Here is a 17,658-nt window from a genome sequence, read left to right as displayed (position 1 = left end):
GAGGGACACAGTTTTATACCATTAATACTGGTAAAAAGCACTCATGGCCCGGTACAGGGAGTAGATATCCACTTTTGAACTCAGGGCATAAGGAGAGTGAATAGATAGTACCGGCACGCCGAAATCGATCACTTCCATATTATCTTTAGACAAGCTGCTGCCGATAGTACCGCCGGAAGCCTTACCTTTATAAGTGCTGGTTTGCCATAAGATATCCGCTTTGTCTAAATAGCTGCGGGTCCAGGCAATATATTCGGAATTGGCATTAAAGCCGCCGCCATAAAGCTTAAGGTTAACCCCTTGGCCTAAGCGTGGCGCATTGCCCAGATCCCAGACACCCGGCCAGTTGGGGTTAACCCCAGGATTGACATCGGTAGAGATCACCTTAGTATTTTTCAGCGCCAGGCGTAAGAAGTGATCGTTATAATCGCCGCCTTTATTGAGGTAAAGCATTTGAGAAATCAAGTCCACCAGATAGGTAGACTTGGCACCGGTATTATTAATATTGCCGACTTCTTCGTTATCCACCAGGAACGCCATCGCGGTATATTCCGGGGTTTTCTGCTCCAATATGGCTTTAACCGAGGCATAGGCCGCCAGCTTATCATCCTGGCCATAGGCAGCAATCAAAGCACGGTCGATGCCGACATCCCGCGGTTTCATCGCCGGCACCAGTGCCAGCTCGGCAGAAACCAGATCGGCAAGGGAAACCCCATATTCACTCTTCAGATAGGCAATCACTTGCTGTTTGACTTTCGATTTTTTGCCCGGTTTAGAGGCAATAATGGCATCGAGCTCTTCTTTTTTGATCACCTCGCGGTTTGCTCGCTTACGGTACTCCTGATCCACATGCGGAGCCAGGTCCGGCACCATAAACACAGGGTCGTCGGCGTCGAGACCGATGGAAATCTTCACCCGGCTGCCGTCTTTTTTATCGACATGCCCCACCAGCGCCAGCGGTATATTCACCCACTGGTAATTTTTGATGCCGCCGTGAATATAGGTTTGCACCAGGGCAAAACCTTCTTTTTCATATAAAGGACGGCCTTTTAATTCAATTCTCGGCGAGTCGATATGGGAGCCGACAATACGTACCCCTTCGGTTAACGGCTTTTCACCGATCACAATCAAGTTCATCGCCCGACCGCGGTTTACATCATAAAAACGCGCGCCCGGCGTTAATACGCTGTCGCTTTTCAGCGGTTTAAAACCTTGGGCTTCCACCAGCTTCACGGTTTCATCAACAAAAGTGATTTCCGTTCTGGCCTTGTGGATAAAATCCTTATACCCGGTGGCATAACTTTCCACCTGTCTAAGTTCTTTCTTGGACAATGCCAACCAGGAGGAATTTTCTTCCGCCGCCTGTGAAAATTGTGCGGTTAACGTCAAACCGGTCGCCAGCATAAGGCCGGCCGCTTTAAATACCTTGTTCATATACATACTACCTGAAGAAATATCTGCTTATAGTAAGCTAAGTGAAGGGGGAATCAAATGCCAACAAATCATTTTGTTAGCAAAAATTCCGCGATAAATAACGGCTTTTTGCCGGTAAAAACAGCCGGACACAGGGATAATTTCCAGCCAAAAACACATAAAAAAAGCTTAAGGAAATTGAACAACTTATCAACACCTTTTTGTGTAACCAGCTATTTTATATAGAAAAAACAATTTATTAACATAGTTTATCAGCTATGCTATCATGATTTTGATTTAGTAAGAGCCCGTAGTAACTGTTATGGATAACCTTTTCCGTCCCGAAGTATTAGAAAAAAAACGCCACAGATTGGACGGAGCCGTCAGCTTAGTTCAGCCGCCGCTATTTAAATCCTTTGCCCTGCTCATGGTGATTATCGTGCTCATTAGCCTGGTTTACCTCTCCATCGGCAGCTATACCCGTAAAGAAAGGGTCAGCGGCATGCTGCAACCGGACAGCGGCCTGGTAAAATTAACCGCGCCGCAATCGGGCATTATCACCCAGTTACTGGTACAGGAAGGCCAGGCGGTGCAAAAAGATCAGCCGCTGCTGCGCATCACCTCGGAAAAACATGGCGCCGAGGGTTTTGAGCTCAACCAGTCGCTGATCAACCAGTACCAGTTCCAAATCACCACGTTAGAGCAGCAAAAAAGCAAACAGCAAACCCAACACCAGCTGCAGATCACTGAACTGGAAAATAAACTCAGCAATTTCAAAAAACGCCTGCAACAGCTGGATCTGCAAAAGGATATTTTTGACAAACGTATCGCCATCAACAAAGAAATCGTGCTGCAGGTCTCTACTTTGGCGGGTACCGGCTATATTTCCGATCTTGAACTGAAAAAGCAGAAGGATTCGCTGTTATCCCTGGATCAGCAGGCTTCCGGCATCCGCTCGGAGCGGTTGAGCATTAACGATCAAATTGAACAGATAGAAAACCAGCTGGCACAATTACCGATAGAGCAGGCCAAGCTCAACAACCAAATCAATACCCAGCTGGCGGAAACCAGGGTGCAGCTGGCCACCATCAAACAACAGCGCCTCGGTGAATTAAGGGCGCCGTCAGACGGCATAGTCTCGGGTTTGCTGGCCAAAACGGGAAAATCGGTACTGACCAACCAAAGCCTGCTTAATATCTTACCCGACGGCAGCGCCATGCAGGCGGTGATTTATGTACCCACCTCGGCCTTTGGTTTTATCAACAGCGGCCAGAAAACCCGGCTAAGATATCATGCCTTTCCCTATGAGAAGTTCGGCATTTATGACGGCACCATTTCAGAAATCAGCACCAGTGTGATTTTACCGGATGAGCTTGATACCCCGGGATTGATCAACCAGCCCTCCTACCGGGTGGTGGTGGACCTGGCGCAACAGAATATCAATGCCTACGGTAAAGAAATTTCCCTGCGCTCCGGCATGATGCTCGACGCCGACATTATTATCGAAGAGCGCTCATTATTACACTGGTTGTTTGACCCTGTTCTCAGTATTAAAGGCCAGTTATAAATGTTCTCACTATCAATAGGCTTGTTCACAAGCCCGTTAACACCTATGTATAAATTTTCAGCCAAGGACTGTAACTAGATTATGGATACTTCTTCTCCCGGCGCAAAATTACAGTTTTGGCATCGTAAAACCCTGCCGTTATTGCTGCAATCGGAAGCAACCGAATGCGGCCTGGCTTCGCTGGCGATGGTAGCGGCCTACCACGGCCATAAATCAGATCTGCTGACAATGCGGCAAAAGTTCAGCCTCTCCCTTGAAGGGGCGACCTTGCTCGATATCATGCATTTTGCCGAAAAGCTGGAGCTCACCTCCCGGCCGCTGCGCATCGAACTCGATGATATGCAGCATCTGCAAACCCCCTGTATTCTGCACTGGGATCTCAACCATTTTGTGGTATTAAAATCAGCCAACGCCAAAGGCATCGTCATTCATGATCCGGCCTCCGGCGTCAGAAAATTAAAATATGAAGAAGTCTCAGGTCATTTTACCGGCATAGCACTGGAGCTGAGCCCGACCCAGGCTTTTGAACAAAAAGAGCCGCCGCCGTCGCTGAAATTCAGTGATTTTTGGAGCAAGATCACAGGATTAACTAAGTCACTGACCCTGATTTTTACCCTGTCGCTGCTGATCCAGGTATTCGCCCTGGCCAGCCCCTATTATATCCAGCTGGTGGTGGATGACGTCATCCTCACCGGAGATACCTCTTTGCTGACTGTGCTGGCAATAGGTTTTTTCCTGTTGCTGCTGTTTGAAACCGTCACCAATGCTATCCGGCGCTTATCCCTGATGCATTTTGCCAACTTAATGAGTATCCAGCTCGGGGCCAATTTATTCCATCACCTGATCCGCTTGCCGCTGCAGTATTTTGAAAAGCGTCATATGGGGGACGTGGTCTCCCGCTTTGGCTCTTTGCAGGAAGTCAAACGCCTGCTGACCACAGGGGTAATAGAAACCATCATCGACGGCCTGATGGCATTGATCACCCTGGGCATGATCTTCTTTTACAGTCCGGCGCTATCGGCAGTGGTATTAGCTGCGGTCTGCCTCTATGCCCTGGTGCGTTTTCTCAGTTATAAACCGTACCGGGCCATCAGCGAGCAGGAAATCATTGCCCGCGCCGAAGAAAACAGTAACTTTATGGAAACCGTACGCGGCATCCAGACCATCAAGCTGTTCGGCTCGGAAGTGAAAAGGGAAGGCCAGTGGCAAAACCGTTTTGCCGCCGCCATCAACCAGAATATCCGTTTCGGCAATTTTGTCATTTCCTACGATGCCATCAACCGCTTCCTGTTTGGCGTCGAAAATATCGCGGTAATTTATCTTGCCGCCCACCTGGTGATCGACGGCGGTTTCAGTACCGGTATGCTGTTTGCCTTTATGGCCTATAAACGGCAATTTATCGACAAGATGGCGGCGCTGATCGAAAAAGTCATCGAATTTAAAATGCTGGGCTTACATTTCGAGCGTTTGGCGGATATCGCCCTGACGGAAAAAGAAGTACTGCAGGAAGAGGATGCCAAACCCCATACGCTCCAGGGAAAAATTACCCTGGAAAATGTTTCCTTCAGCTACAGCGATGCCGGGCAAGATGTTGTTCACGGCGTCAATATGAATATCAATGCCGGTGAATCCGTGGCCATTACCGGACCTTCCGGCAGCGGCAAGTCGACTTTGCTGAAAATCATGCTCGGCTTAAACCTGCCGCAGCAGGGTCAGGTACTGATAGACGATATCCCGCTGCAACAGCTAGGACATAAACAATACCGCCAGCAAATTGCCGCAGTGATGCAGGATGATGAACTGTTATCCGGCTCGGTGGCGGACAATATCGCCTTCTTTGATACCCCGATAGATATGGAACACCTGGTGTACTGCGCCGAACTGGCGGCGATCCATGACGATATCAGCAATATGCCCATGGGGTATAACAGCCTCATCGGCGATATGGGCTCAAGTTTATCCGGCGGACAAAAACAACGTATTATCCTGGCACGGGCCTTATATAAGAAACCTAAGATCCTGTTTATGGATGAAGCCACCAGCCATCTCGATACCCAACTGGAATCGGATATTAATGACGCGGTTAAACGCCTGGATATCACCCGGGTGATCATCGCACACCGCAAGGAAACCATAGCCTCGGCAGACCGGGAAATAAAGATCAGCGAACAAGAAAGTAATGAAGCCCAGGCCAGTGAAAAGGCGGAGAGTTAATCAGGTTAAACGGGAAAAATGAAAAACGGTCTTTACCACACTTAACAAGACCGTTGCCTTAATTGCAAATTCAAGCGACTGACAACCATAACATTAAAATATGATTTGGTATTCAGTGGGTTTTTTCTTGGTCAATAACCTGACATGCCTTCCCTGCATTTCAGGTACTTCAGGGGTTTCAGAGATTTCCGGCAAGGTGCCGCCGGCAATTTTTGCGGTAAGCGCCATTGGCATGGTGTTCAAATCCCTTGATAAATTCGCTAATTTCTTCTTATTAACTTTCAGTTCCATAACTCAATCCTTTTGATTTATTTTCATTCCTGTGCACCCGAAAGCGCCCCCATAAAATAGCAATTAATCCCCCTGAGTCAAGTCAGGGGCATAACATTTTGTTTACTATTTATACAAGTTTCTGGCAGCTTTACTTGCCAGAACAGAAAACGGAAAGGGGTAAAAGAAATCACCGGCAGGTAAAATTTCCTGCCGGATTAATAAGTTAATAAAACTGGTCAGGCAAATAACTTAACGGGTTAAAAACGCCTGATAGGCAGGATTATTGGTTTCTTCCTGCCAGTTGTAACCCAGGGCCTTAAGGTGTTCAAAAAAGTCCTGCTCTTCTTCTGCTTTGACTTCAAAACCCGCCAACACCTGGCCAAAGGCGGCGCCATGGTTACGGTAGTGGAACAGGGTAATATTCCACAGCTCTCCCAGGGTATCGAGAAACTGCTCCAACGCTCCCGGATATTCAGGAAACTGGAAACGGAAAATACGTTCATTCACCGGCATCGGGTTTTGTCCGCCGATCATGTAACGTACATGCAACTTGGCCAATTCGTTGTCGCTGAAATCGCGCACCTTGTATCCGGCCTGCTCCAGGATATTCGCCAGCTGTTGCCGCTCCTGCGAGCCGCTTAAGCGAATACCGACAAAGATATGGGCTTTATCGCTGCCGACATAGCGGTAATTAAATTCGGTGATCACCCGCCCTGCCAGCGCCTGACAGAAACGGCGGAAGCTGCCTTTTTGCTCCGGAATCGTCACCGCAAAAACCGCTTCTTTTTGCTCCCCCAATTCACAACGCTCAGACACATAACGTAAACTGTGAAAATTCATATTGGCGCCGGATAACACCGCCACCAGCAACTCATCGCCGGGGCTTGTCTGACAATACTTGTTTACCGCCGCCAGCGACAGCGCACCTGCCGGCTCGGCAATCACCCGGGTTTGTTCAAAAATATCTTTTATCGCCGCACAGATCTCATCGCTGTTGACTGTGATCACCTGATCGCAATAACGCCGGATCAGATCAAAGGTATGCTTGCCGATGCGCTTCACCGCAACTCCGTCGGCAAACAAGCCCACATGATCGAGATCCACCGGGCTGCCCGCAGCCAATGCCGCCTGTAAACAGGCTGAGTCTTCCGCTTCAACACCGATAATTTTGATGTCCGGGCGCAACTGTTTAAGGTAAACCGCCATACCCGCCAGCAAACCGCCGCCGCCCACCGGCACAAACACCACATCGGCGTTGGGCTGCTGCTGCAATAACTCTTTGGCCACGGTCCCCTGACCGGCAATAACATCGATATCATCAAAAGGATGGATCAGGGTTTTCTGCTCTTCCCGGGCAAACTTCTGTGATGCCGCCTGGGCTTCATTAAAACTGCGGCCGATCAAACGCACCTCGGCGCCGAAACGCCGGACATTGTCGACCTTGATTTCCGGGGTAGTGATCGGCATCACAATTGTCGCCTTGATACCCAGCTTGCTCGCAGACAATGCCAGTCCCTGGGCATGGTTACCGGCAGAAGCCGCCACCACGCCGTGGATACACTCCTGCTCCGACAGGTTGCTTAACTTGTTATAAGCACCGCGTAATTTAAAAGAATGTACCGGCTGCTGATCTTCCCGTTTGAGAAATATCTGGTTATTCAACCGTGACGATAACTTGGTTAATGGCGTCAGCTCGGTTTCAACGGCAATATCATAAACCGGCGCCAGCAAAATACGGCGCAGGTAATCCATATCCCCATTGTGATCAGAGACATGCTCGACTTTAGTCATCTGTATCTCCGTCGAGCAGTTTGCGGTTACGCACCGCCCCTTTATCGGCACTGGTGGCCAGCATGGCATAATTTTTCAGGGCATAACTGATGGGACGCACCCGCGCTTTCGGCTGCCAGGCTTTTTTGCCTTTCGCCTGCATCTGGGCTCTGCGCTGCGCCAGCTCTTCATCAGAAAGCTGCAATTTAATCAACCGCTTGGGAATATCGATGTGAATAATATCTCCCTGCTCAACCAAACCGATGGCACCACCATCCGCCGCTTCAGGTGAAATATGGCCGATGGACAAGCCGGAAGTGCCGCCGGAAAAACGGCCGTCGGTGATCAGGGCACAGGCCTTGCCCAGGCCCATGGATTTCAGATAAGTGGTCGGATACAGCATTTCCTGCATGCCCGGGCCGCCTTTAGGCCCTTCATAGCGGATCACCACTACTTCACCGGCAACAACTTTACCGGCCAGGATACCTTCCACAGCATCTTCCTGGCTCTCAAATACATGGGCGGGGCCGGTAAAGGTTAAATTATCCTCCGCCACCCCGGCGGTTTTCACGATACAACCGTCCAGGGCAATATTGCCCGACAATACCGCCAATCCGCCTTCCTGAGAAAACGCATGCTCCCGGGTACGGATACACCCTTGCACACGGTCGACATCCAGGCTGTCATAACGGCAGTCCTGGCTAAAGGCCTGAGTGGTACGGATACCGGCGGGACCGGCACGGTAGAAGTCTTTGATTTGCTCGTCTTGAGTTACGGCAACATCATATTTTTCCAACAACTCCGCCAGGCTGATACCCAGGACATTTTTTACCCCGGTATCGAGTAAACCGGCCCGCGCCAGCTCGCCTAAGATGGCAACCACGCCGCCTGCACGGTGTACGTCTTCCATATGGTATTCCTGGGTGGAAGGAGCCACCTTACATAAATGCGGCACCTGGCGCGATAAACGGTCGATATCCGCCATGGTAAAGTCAATTTCCGCCTCATTGGCCGCCGCCAGTAAATGCAATACGGTATTACTGGAGCCGCCCATGGCGATATCCAGGCACATGGCATTTTCAAAAGCGATTTTATTGGCGATATTGCGGGGCAGGGCAGACTCGTCATCCTGCTGGTAATAACGTTTGGTTAAATTAACGATTTCTCGTCCCGCCTGTAAAAACAACTGTTTCCGGTCGGCATGGGTTGCCAGCATAGAGCCGTTGCCTGGCAGTGCCAGCCCGAGGGCTTCCGCCAGACAATTCATGGAGTTGGCGGTAAACATACCTGAGCAGGAGCCGCAGGTAGGACAGGCGGATCTTTCCACCTGCTCGCTTTGTTCATCGGACACCGAGGGATCTGCCCCCTGGATCATGGCATCCACCAGATCTAACTTGATGATCTGATCCGATAACTTGGTTTTTCCCGCTTCCATCGGACCACCGGAAACAAAGATCACCGGGATATTCAGACGCATTGCCGCCATCATCATGCCCGGGGTGATCTTATCGCAGTTGGAGATACACACCATGGCATCGGCGCAATGGGCATTAACCATATACTCCACCGAGTCGGCGATAAGGTCCCTTGAAGGCAAACTATAAAGCATACCGCTGTGACCCATGGCGATACCGTCATCCACGGCGATGGTATTAAATTCTTTGGCGACACCGCCTGCCTCACTAATGGCACCCGCCACCAGTTGTCCCATATCTTTTAAATGCACATGCCCGGGCACAAACTGGGTGAAAGAGTTCACCACGGCAATAATAGGTTTGCCAAAGTCGTTGTCCGTCATACCGGTTGCACGCCAGAGAGCTCGGGCACCCGCCATATTGCGGCCCTGGGTAGAAGTTGCAGATCTTAATTTTGGCATAGCTTTACATGTCCATTTAAAAAATATTGGTTACATTAATGGGAAACTTCACCGGTATTTAACCGGAAAAGTTTCCCGCTTTTCTTTATTCGCTGACCGGCTCTAACCAGCCCCATTTGTCTTCTGTAGTGCCGTCGAAGATGCCGAAGAAGGCTTCTTGTAAGGCTTTGGTCACAGGACCGCGGCTGCCGTTACCCACAGGTAAGCCGTCTACGGTTTTCACCGGGACGATTTCCGTGGCGGTACCTGTCATAAAGAACTCATCTGCCAGGTAAAGGGCTTCACGGGAGATAGTTTCTTCACGCACTTCATAACCCAGCTCTTTTGCCAGCACGAATACCGCATCCCGGGTTAAGCCCTGAAGGATAGACGCCGTACCCGGCGGGGTATAAATGATGCCCTTGCGTACCAGGAATAAGTTTTGTCCCGCCCCTTCACTGATCTGGTTATTGACGTCCATGGCGATACCTTCGGTATAACCGTGACGGCCGGCTTCCATAGAAATAAGCTGAGATGACAAGTAGTTACCACCGGCTTTTGCCGCTGTCGGCATAGTATTCGGCGCTAAACGGTTCCAGCTCGATACCCCGACTTCAACACCGTTTTCGATGGCATCGGCGCCTAAATATGCTTCCCAACTAAAGGCAGCGATCATTAAGTCTGCCTTGACATCGGCAGGCGGACGTAAGCCCATGCCGACATCCCCTAAAAAGGCCAGCGGGCGCAGGTAGGCCGCTTCAAGTTTATTTTTGGTGACGGCATCTTTACAGGCCTGCATCACCTCTTCCACGGTATAAGGGATATCCATACGGTAGATTTTTGCAGAATCGAATAAACGTTCGATATGCTCTTTCAAACGAAAAATACAGGTACCCTTATGGGTGTTATAGGCCCGGATCCCTTCAAACACGGATGAACCATAATGTAATGCGTGGCTCATCACATGCACAGTAGCGTTCTGCCATGGAATGAGTTCACCATTAAACCAAATGAGTTCAGCACTTACTTTAGCCATTTTCTTTTCCTAACGTTAAATTACAACACAACTGTTGTTTTTATTATGCGCGACATTGCAGCGATGTGGTATTGTCAACCCTGATATCCCTGATGTCGAATAATTTATCCAATTGATGGTATAAATTGTCGATGGAGTTGTCGCTGCGTACCGATATTTCAATCGCCAGCTCGTCTCCGGCCTCCTGGGGAAACATGGTCATGCCGGTGACGACAAAACCGCGGTAGCGGGTGACCTGCAACAACCTTTCCAGCACTGTGGGCTGATCCGATGCGGTGATCTTCAATGTATGTTGGTTCATCATGTTAGCTCCTGGCCTGGCTTAAAAGGTATTAGCAAAGGTGTTAAGGCCACTGAGGCCGGTTTAGTTAAAAAGTGACTGTTCATCAATGACTCTCCATCATGTCGTCATTGGCGGTCTCCGGCGGCACCAGCGGCCAGACATTGTCGCTGGCGGAAATTTTCACCTGCAGCAAATAAGCACCGTCATGGTTAAGCATTTCTTCGATGGCGCCGGATATTTCGCTTTTTTTGCTGATCGCCCTGGCCTTGATATCAAAGGCGCTTGCCAGGGTGACAAAATCCGGATTATCCGATAAGTCGGTTTCACTGTATCTCTGTTCAAAAAACAGCTGCTGCCACTGGCGCACCATGCCCAGTTTGGCATTGTCGATCAGCACAATTTTCACCGGCAAACCATAACGCTTGATGGTGGAAAGCTCCTGGACATTCATCATAAAAGAGCCGTCGCCGGAAACGGCAATCACAGTATCCTGTGCCCGGCTGACCTGAGCGCCGATTGCCGCCGGTATGCCAAAGCCCATGGCTCCCTGACCGCCGCTGGTTAAAAAGTTACTCGGCCGGGAAAAGGCCATATGCTGCGCACTCCACATCTGGTGCTGGCCGACATCTGTGGTCACCACAGCATTTTCCGGCATAACCCGGGATACCTGGTTTAAAAAGGCCGGGGCAAAGATGCCCTCGCCGGGATGATCATAATTCCAGCCAAAACTGTCCTTCATATGCAGGCATTTAGTGCGCCATAACTCGATTTCCAGCGGCAGGCAACAGGCGGGTAAATTCACCTTTAAATCCCCCAGCACCACGGCATCGGCGACACGACGCTTGCTGATTTCCGCCGGGTCGATATCAAAATGTATCACCTTGGCATCCGGGGCAAATTCCGCCAGCTTACCGGTCACCCGGTCATCAAATCTTGCGCCTACCGCTACCAGCAAATCACATTGCTGTACCGCCAAATTGGCGGCCTTGGTACCATGCATGCCCAGCATACCCAGGTAGGTATCGGTTTTCGGGTCAACCGCGCCCAAGCCCTTTAAAGTAGAGACACTGGGCATGCCGCTAACTTCAATAAATTCACGTAATTGTGCAACCGCATCCGCCATACCGACACCGCCGCCGACATACAGCACCGGCTTTTTCGCCAGGCTCAACAACGCCAGGGCAGCACCGACATTGGCAGGTGCCTGGCTGGTCTTATCCGCCTGTTGGCTACTCATATCCAACGCAGCAAGATTGCCAGCTTTCCGACTCACCGCCGCCAGTTGGATATCCTTGGGAATATCCACCAACACGGGTCCCTGACGACCCGACAGTGCCATGTCAAAGGCCTGGTGCAACACATCTTCCAATTCGTTAACATCTTTCACCTGGAAACAGTGTTTGGTGCAGGCCAGCGACAGACCGATAATATCCACTTCCTGAAAAGCATCCGAACCCATGGCCTTGGTAGACACCTGGCCGGTAATGGCAACCACAGGAATGGAGTCTGACATGGCATCGGCAAGACCTGTGATCAGGTTAGTCGCCCCCGGCCCCGAAGTGGCAAAACATACCCCAACCTTACCGGCAGCGCGGGCATAACCTACGGCAGAAAACGCCGCCCCCTGCTCATGGCGGCAAAGATAGTGTTTCACTTCACTGTCGTACAGGGCATCATAAATCGGCATAATCGCGCCCCCCGGGTAGCCGAAAACGTCTTCGACCCCGTGTTGCTGCAGTACCTGAAATAATAAGGATGCGCCGGTGAGCTGTTGTTCGTTTACCATTTTGCTTGCCATGTCAGTTGCCATAATATGCTTAAACTATTCACTTGTTATTCATCAACTTTTAATGACCAAGTGTCCGTTGTTCACTCCAAAAAATAATCTTCATCTGCGTGTTATTGAATATTCAATTTACGCCGCGAATTTTGCCGTTTAACTTAAAACCTGTTTCACCCTGTCACCTCAATCGGGGTGAACATCCCGTCCCTTGTGATTTTCTCAGGCCCTGAAAGCAAAAAACCCCCGCTTCTCTCGAAACGGGGGTTTGGAATTCTGTATTTTGCTTTTCTTTAGCTCAACGAACACCCCCGCGACGATTTAATAATCACCACGACGAGAATGTTAATAATCACTAAGCTAAGGTTTTGCATGTTTATTTAATTTTTCCGAAAATTTATTTGCATCAATTGCATCTATTTAAATTAGTATCACAGCTTTACGGCACCTAGCAAGCTTTTTTATTGCTCATTTTTAATTCGCTTCAAAATCAAGCACCCGCATTCGCGAAAAAACACACAAGGGCTACACTTGAATTTTAAGCTTGTGGGTAAAAATGGATTTTTATGGCATTAGCATGTGTTTACAGCAGAGCGCGGCTGGGTCTTGAGTCACCCCAGGTGGCGGTTGAAGTCCATCTAGCCAACGGTTTGCCGGCCTTTAATATCGTCGGTTTGCCGGAAACCTCGGTCAAGGAAGCCAAAGACAGGGTACGCAGTGCGCTGATCAATTGCGGTTATGAATTTCCCGCCAAACGCATCACCATCAACCTCGCCCCGGCAGATTTACCCAAGGAAGGCGGCCGTTTTGATTTACCCATAGCTGTCGGTATCCTTGTGGCCTCAGAACAGTTGCCGATACCGGATTTACACCAGTATGAATTTGCCGGAGAGCTGGCACTTTCCGGTGAAATCAGGGAAATCATCGGCGAAATCCCCCTGGCCATCGCGACAAAAAACCAGGACAGGACCCTGTTTCTGCCCCGGGCAAATGCCCCCCAGGCAAGCTGGGTCAGGGACGTAAAAATTCATGCCCTGGATCATCTCACCCAGCTCTATCCCCACTTTCTGCGCCAGAGCCAGTTACCCCTGGTAGAAGCTAAAAAAGAGATCGCGGCAGCAGAAATTATCACGGAAGATATGGCGGATGTGATCGGTCAACCGCTGGCAAAAAGGGCGCTGGAAATTGCTGCCAGCGGCGCTCATAACCTGCTGTTTATCGGTCCGCCGGGCACAGGAAAAACCATGCTCGCCAGCCGTTTACCCGGTATTTTACCGTTAATGAACGAAGAAGAGGCCCTGGCCGCCGCGGCAATCCAGTCCATCAGCCACCAGCGCATAGATGAGACTTCCTGGTTCAGACGGCCGTTTCGCGCTCCCCATCATACGGCTTCATCCGCAGCCCTGGTCGGCGGCGGCAGCCAGCCCAAACCCGGGGAAATTTCCCTGGCCCATAACGGAGTATTATTCCTGGATGAATTGCCCGAATTTGACCGTAAAGTGCTGGACGTCTTGCGCGAACCCATGGAGTCCGGCGAAGTCACCATCTCCCGGGCCCTGACCAAACAAACCTTTCCCGCCCGCTTTCAGCTGGTGGCAGCCATGAATCCCAGCCCGACGGGGTTTTACAATGATAACCGCAGCACCCCGGAGCAGGTATTGCGCTATCTGAACCGCTTATCCGGACCGTTTCTAGACCGTATCGATATTCAGATCGAAGTAGCACGCCTGCCGCGGGGTATCTGGTCTGCAGACAAGCAAAACAATGAAAGCAGCCAGGTAATCCAGCAACGGGTACAGACTTGCCGCCAACAGCAAATTCAACGCCAGGGAGTCGCCAACGCTCACTTAACCAGCCCCCAGGTGCGCCGCTACTGTCCGCTGAGCAAAGAGGATCATGATTTCCTCGAACTGGCGGTGGAGAAATTAGGCCTCTCCACCCGGGCGCATCATAAGATTTTAAAAATTGCCCGCACCCTGGCGGATATGGAAGGATGTGAGAACATCAAACATGAACATCTGATCGAAGCCCTGTCGTACCGGGCCATGGACAGGTTACTGCGCCACCTCACCGATGCCGTTTCCGTGTAAAAATCATTACAAATCGCCCCCTCATGCCTGGCTGGCGGATATGGAAGCAAGTGAGAACATCAAACATGAGCATCTGATCGAAGCCCTGTCATATCGCGCCATGGACAGGTTATTGCGCCACCTCACCGATGCCGTTTCAGTTTAACAACTGAGCAGGTTAACTGATGGCGTCAAAAAATGCCTTAATCAGCGGCTGCTGCCGTCTCTGGGTTAAACAGCAAACGCCCAGCTCAAACGGTTCAATGACACCCGCCTGAGGCAGGTATTGCACCCTGTCTTTCACCGGACTGTTATCCACCACCACTTCCGGGGTTATGCCGACACCACAGCCCAGCGCCACCATACTCACCAGCGCCTCATGCCCGGAAACCGTGGCATAGATATTAGGTTTACCCTGTTGCTTTTTCCGGTACCAGGACTCAAACCGCGACCGTGCCGGGCCGTGCTCGGGCAGAATAATCGGGATCTGCGACCAGTTTAATACTTGCTGCTGCAACATCTGCTGCACACTGCAGGCTATGGTCGGGGCAATGACCACCAGCGGAATTTGCGCCAGGTGGTGGAAATAAAAACGGCCGGCCAATTTATCCGGCCGGGCGGCAATGGCAAAGTCCACCGCCTGCTGCTGTACCTGCTCCAGGGCATCTGAGGCATCCCCTGTGGTCAGCATGATTTCCACCAGCGGATGTTGCTGGCGGAAGCGGTCCAGCAGCGGGGGCAAATGGCTGTAGGCGGCGGTTACCGAGCAGTAAATATGTAGCTTGCCCTTAAGCTCCGCCTGCTTTTGGTTCAGGGTCAGCTTAAGCAATTGCCACTGCTCCAGCTGCTGGTCGACATAGATTTTAAATTGCTCTCCGGCCTCGGTCAGGGCCACGGTCCTGTTATCCCGGTGCAGCAAACTACTCCCCAATGATTCTTCCTGGCGCTGTATCGTCCGGCTCAGGGTTGACGGGCTGACATGAAAAGCCTGGGCCGTTTGCGCAAAGTGCAGACTGTTGGCCAGGTGCTGAAACATTTGTAATGATTTTATATCCATAAGCCCTCACATTTTTGGTAAAAAATAAGGCTGCACTCTTCATTGCAAAAAACGCAACACTAAAGTGCAAATATATCATTTTAAGCAACGAGAAGACTAGGTTATTATTTCTTTATCGTCAGCATACTGACCTATACTTTTTTGATTCAATTTGATGCTTTTCCAGGGAAACAGCATCAAGCAGCGGAGACAAGCATGGCCAATTACTTTAATACTTTAAGTTTACGAGAAAAATTAGCTCAGCTGGGCAAATGTCGTTTTATGAAACGCGAAGAGTTTGCTGACGGCTGTAACTTTATCAAAGACTGGAACATAGTAATTGTCGGTTGCGGCGCCCAGGGCTTAAACCAGGGCCTGAACATGCGCGACTCCGGATTGAATATTTCCTACGCCCTGCGTGAAGCCGCCATCGCCGAGAAACGCCAATCCTGGCAGTGGGCGACAGAAAACGGCTTTACCGTCGGTACCTATGAAGAGCTGATCCCGCAGGCAGACCTGGTATTAAACCTGACCCCGGACAAGCAACATACCTCTGCCGTCAGCGCAGTGATGCCGCTGATGAAGCAGGGTGCCACCTTGTCCTATTCCCACGGTTTTAACATCGTTGAAGAGGGTATGCAGATCCGTAAGGACATCACAGTAGTGATGGTGGCACCTAAGTGTCCGGGTACCGAGGTACGAGAAGAATACAAACGCGGTTTTGGCGTACCGACCCTGATCGCGGTACACCCGGAAAACGACCCGCGCGGTGACGGCCTGGCCATTGCCAAGGCTTATGCCAGCGCTACCGGCGGCGACCGTGCCGGGGTATTGGAGTCTTCCTTTATCGCCGAAGTAAAGTCCGACCTGATGGGCGAACAAACCATTTTATGCGGCATGTTACAAACCGCCGCTATCTTGGGCCACAAGCAATTAGTAGCCAACGGTGTCGATGCCGGTTATGCCCGTAAATTACTGCAATACGGCCTGGAAACCACCACCGAAGGCCTGAAGCACGGCGGTATCACCAATATGATGGACCGCTTGTCCAACCCGGCAAAAATCAAAGCCTTTGATATGTCGGAAGAATTAAAAGTTATTTTACGCCCGTTATTTGAAAAACACATGGACGACATCATCGAAGGCGAGTTTTCCAAAACCATGATGCAAGACTGGGCTAACGATGATGCCAACTTATTGAAATGGCGCGCAGAAACGGCAGAAACCTCTTTTGAGCAGGCGCCTGACTGCGATACCGAGATCAGCGAGCAGGAATACTACGATAAAGGCATTTTCGTGATTGCCATGATCAAGGCGGGTGTTGAACTTGCTTTCGAAGCTATGGTTGCCGCCGGCATCATAGACGAATCGGCTTATTACGAGTCTTTACATGAAACGCCGTTGATCGCCAACTGTATTGCCCGTAACAAGTTGTACGAAATGAATGTTGTGATCTCGGATACCGCAGAATATGGTAACTACCTGTTCAGCCATGCGGCGGTACCTTTGCTGGAAGAGTTTGCCGGCAAGCTAACCTTGGAAGACTTAGGACAAGGCATCAGCGGCTCCAACGGCGTTGATAATGTCCGCCTGATCGAAGTCAACGAAGCCATCCGCAGCCACGGCGTAGAAACCATAGGCAAAGAATTGCGCGGTTATATGACGGATATGAAACGTATCGTCGAAAGCGCCCAGTAAATTTAGATGCCTAAAAGATAGATTATCACAATAACATCTATCTTCATCCAAAGTAAAAATTAAAGGTAGGCTGTCATTAATGGCGGCCTATAATTATTCACCTTTTATGAATCTTTCATTTTTATAAATAAACAGAACACCACTAGCCAATTGACATAAAATTGTTATGAGTCCTTAGCTTGAAGCTAAAGAGGTTTTTAGCTTATAGCTACAGTCATTAAAAAATTAGCAATACTATAAAGAGCATCATTTTTCACAAAGCCCCCTCTTTGTGTACTGTACCCGCTTGATAAAAAAGCTTAATTCCAATAATTAAGTCTTCTCTATATTTAACTTACCGCAACAGTCTATTCATCTATACCGGTGTAAAAGCCCAGAATTTCAACAAGCCTGACCAGACTTGACGAGACTAAAAAATATGTATAATTTGATATTATTGCCTACTCTAGCTCTAAAGCTATAGTGAACCACATACATTTATTGTTTACATACTTAATCTTCATAGAACGTCTATTTTTATAGCCGTCACGTCGCTTTGATATTAAGACTTTAGAGCCGTACGTAATTGAATCAAAATAGAAATTAAATAATCACTTTATAGAAAAAATTAAGAAAACTGCGATTAATACGTTCAGGGGAACCGCTGTTCGCACTTTGCAGGAAG

12 protein-coding genes are annotated in these 17,658 nt (G+C 49.8%); 4 read left to right on the top strand and 8 right to left on the bottom strand.

Annotated elements, in window-relative coordinates; all coding sequences use genetic code 11:
• Positions 1–21 precede the first annotated feature (21 nt).
• On the bottom strand, positions 22–1,434 hold the full coding sequence (locus tag QL234_RS18025; protein ID WP_281559196.1) for a hypothetical protein: 1,413 nt from the start codon (positions 1,432–1,434) through the stop codon (positions 22–24).
• Between the two features lie 301 nt (positions 1,435–1,735).
• Here QL234_RS18025 and QL234_RS18020 point away from each other — a divergent pair, with 301 nt between their 5' ends.
• Entirely contained in the window at positions 1,736–2,980 is a 1,245-nt protein-coding gene (locus QL234_RS18020) for an HlyD family efflux transporter periplasmic adaptor subunit (RefSeq protein WP_281559195.1), read from the top strand.
• Between the two features lie 81 nt (positions 2,981–3,061).
• Positions 3,062–5,194: a peptidase domain-containing ABC transporter gene (locus QL234_RS18015; protein WP_281559194.1), complete on the top strand. Its 2,133-nt coding sequence runs from the start codon at positions 3,062–3,064 to the stop codon at positions 5,192–5,194.
• Positions 5,195–5,287: 93 nt separating this feature from the next.
• On the opposite strand, the gene QL234_RS18010 is transcribed toward QL234_RS18015, so the two are convergent.
• From QL234_RS18010 to ilvG, 6 genes are all read right to left on the bottom strand, one after another.
• Positions 5,288–5,485 carry a hypothetical protein gene (locus tag QL234_RS18010; RefSeq protein ID WP_281559193.1) on the bottom strand — a complete coding sequence of 66 codons (198 nt, stop codon included), beginning with the start codon at positions 5,483–5,485 and terminating at the stop codon, positions 5,288–5,290.
• Positions 5,486–5,716: 231 nt separating this feature from the next.
• A complete protein-coding gene (gene ilvA / locus QL234_RS18005) occupies positions 5,717–7,258 on the bottom strand; it encodes a threonine ammonia-lyase, biosynthetic (RefSeq protein WP_281559192.1) in 1,542 nt (513 codons plus the stop codon).
• On the bottom strand, positions 7,251–9,113 hold the full coding sequence (gene ilvD / locus QL234_RS18000; protein ID WP_281559191.1) for a dihydroxy-acid dehydratase: 1,863 nt from the start codon (positions 9,111–9,113) through the stop codon (positions 7,251–7,253). Before ilvD ends, ilvA begins: the two co-directional genes overlap by 8 nt.
• Before the next feature lie 85 nt (positions 9,114–9,198).
• Entirely contained in the window at positions 9,199–10,128 is a 930-nt protein-coding gene (locus QL234_RS17995) for a branched-chain amino acid transaminase (RefSeq protein WP_281559190.1), read from the bottom strand.
• Between the two features lie 43 nt (positions 10,129–10,171).
• Positions 10,172–10,432: an acetolactate synthase 2 small subunit gene (ilvM, locus tag QL234_RS17990; protein ID WP_281559189.1), complete on the bottom strand. Its 261-nt coding sequence runs from the start codon at positions 10,430–10,432 to the stop codon at positions 10,172–10,174.
• A gap of 82 nt (positions 10,433–10,514) precedes the next feature.
• Complete coding sequence (ilvG, locus tag QL234_RS17985) at positions 10,515–12,197, bottom strand: acetolactate synthase 2 catalytic subunit (protein WP_281559372.1); 1,683 nt, start codon at positions 12,195–12,197, stop codon at positions 10,515–10,517.
• Between the two features lie 560 nt (positions 12,198–12,757).
• Between ilvG and QL234_RS17980 the strand changes: the two genes are divergently transcribed.
• Entirely contained in the window at positions 12,758–14,281 is a 1,524-nt protein-coding gene (locus tag QL234_RS17980) for a YifB family Mg chelatase-like AAA ATPase (protein ID WP_281559188.1), read from the top strand.
• Positions 14,282–14,438: 157 nt separating this feature from the next.
• Here QL234_RS17980 and ilvY read toward each other — a convergent pair whose 3' ends face one another.
• Positions 14,439–15,317, bottom strand: a complete 879-nt coding sequence (gene ilvY, locus QL234_RS17975; protein ID WP_281559187.1) for an HTH-type transcriptional activator IlvY — start codon at positions 15,315–15,317, stop codon at positions 14,439–14,441.
• 195 nt (positions 15,318–15,512) lie between these two features.
• Here ilvY and ilvC point away from each other — a divergent pair, with 195 nt between their 5' ends.
• The gene (ilvC, locus tag QL234_RS17970; protein ID WP_281559186.1) at positions 15,513–16,994 is read left to right on the top strand and encodes a ketol-acid reductoisomerase; all 1,482 of its coding nucleotides are present in this window, start codon (positions 15,513–15,515) and stop codon (positions 16,992–16,994) included.
• Positions 16,995–17,658 lie beyond the last annotated feature (664 nt).

Source organism: Thalassomonas sp. RHCl1, assembly GCF_947387555.1.
Taxonomy (GTDB): domain Bacteria; phylum Pseudomonadota; class Gammaproteobacteria; order Enterobacterales; family Alteromonadaceae; genus Thalassomonas.
The sequence above is the reverse complement of the archived record's forward strand: the minus strand, read 5'-3'. Positions and strand labels throughout refer to the sequence as shown.

Coding starts and splice junctions, on each gene's coding strand:
- QL234_RS18015 (WP_281559194.1), top strand. CDS start 3,062: ATGGATACTTCTTCTCCCGGCGCAAAATTACAGTTTTGGCATCGTAAA.
- ilvA (WP_281559192.1), bottom strand. CDS start 7,258: ATGACTAAAGTCGAGCATGTCTCTGATCACAATGGGGATATGGATTAC.
- ilvC (WP_281559186.1), top strand. CDS start 15,513: ATGGCCAATTACTTTAATACTTTAAGTTTACGAGAAAAATTAGCTCAG.
- QL234_RS17980 (WP_281559188.1), top strand. CDS start 12,758: ATGGCATTAGCATGTGTTTACAGCAGAGCGCGGCTGGGTCTTGAGTCA.
- QL234_RS18025 (WP_281559196.1), bottom strand. CDS start 1,434: ATGAACAAGGTATTTAAAGCGGCCGGCCTTATGCTGGCGACCGGTTTG.
- ilvG (WP_281559372.1), bottom strand. CDS start 12,197: ATGGTAAACGAACAACAGCTCACCGGCGCATCCTTATTATTTCAGGTA.
- ilvY (WP_281559187.1), bottom strand. CDS start 15,317: ATGGATATAAAATCATTACAAATGTTTCAGCACCTGGCCAACAGTCTG.
- QL234_RS17995 (WP_281559190.1), bottom strand. CDS start 10,128: ATGGCTAAAGTAAGTGCTGAACTCATTTGGTTTAATGGTGAACTCATT.
- QL234_RS18010 (WP_281559193.1), bottom strand. CDS start 5,485: ATGGAACTGAAAGTTAATAAGAAGAAATTAGCGAATTTATCAAGGGAT.
- ilvD (WP_281559191.1), bottom strand. CDS start 9,113: ATGCCAAAATTAAGATCTGCAACTTCTACCCAGGGCCGCAATATGGCG.
- ilvM (WP_281559189.1), bottom strand. CDS start 10,432: ATGATGAACCAACATACATTGAAGATCACCGCATCGGATCAGCCCACA.
- QL234_RS18020 (WP_281559195.1), top strand. CDS start 1,736: ATGGATAACCTTTTCCGTCCCGAAGTATTAGAAAAAAAACGCCACAGA.